Annotated in this window: 5 protein-coding genes and 1 pseudogene; all 6 read right to left on the bottom strand. The window is 47.7% G+C overall.

Annotated elements, in window-relative coordinates:
* Nucleotides 1–33 precede the first annotated feature (33 nt).
* On the bottom strand, nucleotides 34–576 hold the full coding sequence (locus tag BBG47_RS27460) for a phage holin family protein (RefSeq protein WP_251486675.1): 543 nt from the start codon (nucleotides 574–576) through the stop codon (nucleotides 34–36).
* Nucleotides 577–661: 85 nt separating this feature from the next.
* Nucleotides 662–763, bottom strand: coding sequence for a CD1375 family protein (locus BBG47_RS30970; RefSeq protein WP_251486678.1), 102 nt, complete (start codon nucleotides 761–763; stop codon nucleotides 662–664).
* Between the two features lie 26 nt (nucleotides 764–789).
* Nucleotides 790–1,659: a phage terminase large subunit gene (gene terL, locus BBG47_RS27455; protein ID WP_065294391.1), complete on the bottom strand. Its 870-nt coding sequence runs from the start codon at nucleotides 1,657–1,659 to the stop codon at nucleotides 790–792.
* Between the two features lie 588 nt (nucleotides 1,660–2,247).
* Nucleotides 2,248–2,619: pseudogene (locus BBG47_RS30965) on the bottom strand (putative metallopeptidase); the annotation flags it as partial.
* A 27-nt stretch (nucleotides 2,620–2,646) separates the two neighbouring features.
* Entirely contained in the window at nucleotides 2,647–2,901 is a 255-nt protein-coding gene (locus BBG47_RS27440; protein ID WP_065294388.1) for a hypothetical protein, read from the bottom strand.
* 60 nt (nucleotides 2,902–2,961) lie between these two features.
* The coding region (locus BBG47_RS30480; protein WP_254659949.1) for a hypothetical protein at nucleotides 2,962–3,199 on the bottom strand (238 nt) is incomplete at its 5' end.

Below are 3,199 nucleotides of genomic sequence, written 5' to 3'. Positions count from 1 at the left end.
TAAAGAGCTTACCTATGTGATCCCTGTTGTGTATCACACTGATATGATTGAGTACACGGTTCGGCCATCTCCCTGAAGGCTTACAGATCCGTAGCGCAATTGCGAAGAACTGGAGCCATCCAAGAAGATTCCATCCACAAGGGTGCCGCTAACCTTTCCTTTCAAAACCTCAACTGCCTGCTTAATCACACCAGGAATCGGCACTCCTATACGGCCACCGTTCTCGATAATTGACAGCAGCTCGTTCGCCATGTAAAAGAAAATCGTCGCATCCCAGAGCATGTGTTGATCGCCGAGAACCGTGTCGACTTGGTGGGCAATAGAGATGATGACAAAGATAAATACCTTACGGGCAATACCAACAAGCCCACGGCTGCTGCGCAGCTTGCCCTCGGTTCCAGCAGCCATAATACCAGTAACGAAATCAGCCACCGCCATAATCAGAAGCACCTGCAGCAGTAGCGGCCATCCACCGAACAGGTATGCCCCAACAACACCAAAACCACCAGCTGCAGCTACTTGCTTCGTGCCGTAGTCTCCTACTAGCTGCCCAGCAAATTCAATAAAGCGATCCATACTTATCCCCCTTTAGGTGAAATATAAATAGCCCCCGTCACTAGCCGAGGGCATAATAAAAGCGCCACCTATGCGGTAGCGCCCCTTAAGCTTCAAGCATATTTTGTACAGCATCCCGCCATGTGAGCGGTACTTGCTCAATACTTCGCAATCCAAGCTTGATCAGATCGCAATAAATCTTAGCCATTTGCCTTAACACCTCCAGCGACCAACTCAGCCAGCACGCCAATTTGCCGGATAGTAAACGTGATTCATAACCCATGTTGCATTGGATGTGATCCGGGCAGTCTTGTTCTTACTCTGATGGAACCAGCTCACATCTGTTCGATTGCTCTTTAGATCTTCTTCCAAAATGAGCTTCACACTACGTGCAAATGATCGGCCACCACTGTTGGATTCAATTCTTTCTTTATTGACCTGAAACGCAAAAAGAGCCTTTGCGACTGCAGGCTCTGTAATCTCCATTGGTTCCTTGGTATATATGACATCCAGGACGTATGCCTCTTTTTGATATGCACCCCAGATGATGTTACAAAGGTAATCTGATCCCTGATCGGCGCTGTCACAATAGGAGTAAATGCCAGTGAATAATGATTCTTCATTGCTATCCACCGGCAACTTCTCGTATGTCTTAAACGTGCTGTACAAACGACCTTTAATATCAATCGGCTCTTGCTGGTAGTTGGCGCTGGAAATGTCGGCACCCATGGCGCGAACCTTCATGTCATACGACTCTCGGCTCAACACTTCTTCACAGAGCATCGTGCCGTCATCCTGCAGCACCTTCAAGTGGCGGACTTTCTTACGTTCCTCTTTGAAGTGCTCCAGCGCACGTCCAGCCAGGTCACCGGTCGCCCAACGGGTCATGATGATAATGATTTTGCCGCCTTCCTCCAAGCGGGAAAGCATGGTGTTCGTGAACCAATCCCAGTGCTTCTCAAGTGTGGCCTCGTTATTGGCTTCCTCGGCGTTCTTGATAAGGTCGTCAATGATCAGGATGCTCGCCCCGAAGCCTGTTGCCGTACCTGTAGGAGATGTAGCTAGGTAGTTGTTATAGGCACCTTCAAGGCTCCACAGGTTCATGGCAGCATCGCCCTTGGCAATCCGAGTATGCGGAAAAATATCGCTATATACGATTACTGTAGGGTCGGCCTTGGCTGTGCTTATGCCATTTCGGACAGCTTTCTAGAACGTCGTCGAAAGCGTCTCGTTATACGAGCCTGTCATAATCTTAGCTGACGGATCCTGCCCGAATACCCACTGGCGAACATGGAAGCAGTCCTGGATTTACCGTGGCGTGGCGGCTCATTGACGATCAATATATCGTCATCTGACTGATAGAAGTCCTGCATCTCATTGCACAAGTCAATGAGGTACTGTCGATCACCTTTGTAGAAGTCAGGAGCCATTGCCTGGCAGAAGCCGAAAAACTCACGACATGCTAGTTCGATCTTGGCATTGTGCCTGATTGTCTCAAGGTCAACCATCGCGGATCAGCTTCCGTAATTCGTCGGTCGTAAGGCCCTGGAGCGGGTTCTCGACTTGAACAACGCCGGATAGCTTCACATCTGATTTTTCAGCGTAGATACCGGCCATTTCGAGAACTACCTTACCATGCTGAAAACTACCTCGCGGGGCCTCTCTGACGAATGTATTCAGGACAGAAGATACCTACTGCTTGACCAAGTCCATTGAACGCTTATTGTATATCTCCACAAACTCAGGCTTTGCAAAGGCCCGATAATACGTAGCCCGATCCACTTTAGCAATCTTGCATATATCCGGTAAATCCTTACCAGGCTCATTCCAATCAAGTCCATATGTCTCCAAAATGTCCTTGAAATCCTCTATGTCATGGGGCCTTATTTTCAACCCCTTTTCTCCTAAAGTGATATGCCGCAGTTCATGCAGCATGAGGATCTTCTGTTGATTCTCGCTTAGTAATCCAGTATTTCGCTCATAAAACGTGATAATAAAATCAAAAGGCAGGTAAGCCTTGAAGACCTCCTGCACCTTTCTGCAATCAGCATATGTAATCTTCTCGCCGCGCTTCCGTTCCTGGCTGACTACTTACCCGATCTTTATATTAAATTCCCGAATGATGCTGAACTCAGGAAGTCGCTTGATTATCTTTTCGGCGAGTCTTTTTAATGATTTGCTAGGCTCAGCATCCTGGATCCCTAATTGCTTTTTCAGGTTGCGGATGCGAGTCACTTTGTCCTTTTCACTCTGTTGGTCATAGATTTGGAAGAGCGTTTCGATGGCAGCGCAAGGCGTCTCACACTCCTCATTTTTGGGGCATTGATTGCATATCGTGTTATTCATGACGCCTCGGCGCTCCTTTCTGCAAAAGAAAAAGTACCACAATGGGTGCTAAAAATAAAATTATCTATGCCACCAAGATTCCACAATCTGATGCGCGATAGTAGGGTGATACCCTCTCCCTATCAAATAAGATACTGCCGCAGCTTCTCTTATGGCATGCTCAACTGATATTGTCTGTGCCTCTTTCAATCCATTCTGAACCCACGGTTCCACCATTTGCAATGTTTCTTTCTTTAACATATTTGGATCATGCCAAGGTTGTGAGTGCGGGTACATACCGGCAGGTTGTGAGTGAGGG

The organism is Paenibacillus sp. KS1, from assembly GCF_001680695.1.
In the GTDB taxonomy this organism is placed as follows: Bacteria; Bacillota; Bacilli; order Paenibacillales; family Paenibacillaceae; genus Paenibacillus_B; species Paenibacillus_B suaedae.
This window is presented reverse-complemented; position numbering and strand designations above follow the sequence as displayed.

What these genes read in the sequence shown, in the direction of transcription:
- BBG47_RS30970 (WP_251486678.1), bottom strand. Translation starts at nt 763, where the DNA reads ATGGCTAAGATTTATTGCGATCTGATCAAGCTTGGATTGCGAAGTATT.
- BBG47_RS27460 (WP_251486675.1), bottom strand. Translation starts at nt 576, where the DNA reads ATGGATCGCTTTATTGAATTTGCTGGGCAGCTAGTAGGAGACTACGGC.
- BBG47_RS27440 (WP_065294388.1), bottom strand. Translation starts at nt 2,901, where the DNA reads ATGAATAACACGATATGCAATCAATGCCCCAAAAATGAGGAGTGTGAG.
- terL (WP_065294391.1), bottom strand. Translation starts at nt 1,659, where the DNA reads ATGAACCTGTGGAGCCTTGAAGGTGCCTATAACAACTACCTAGCTACA.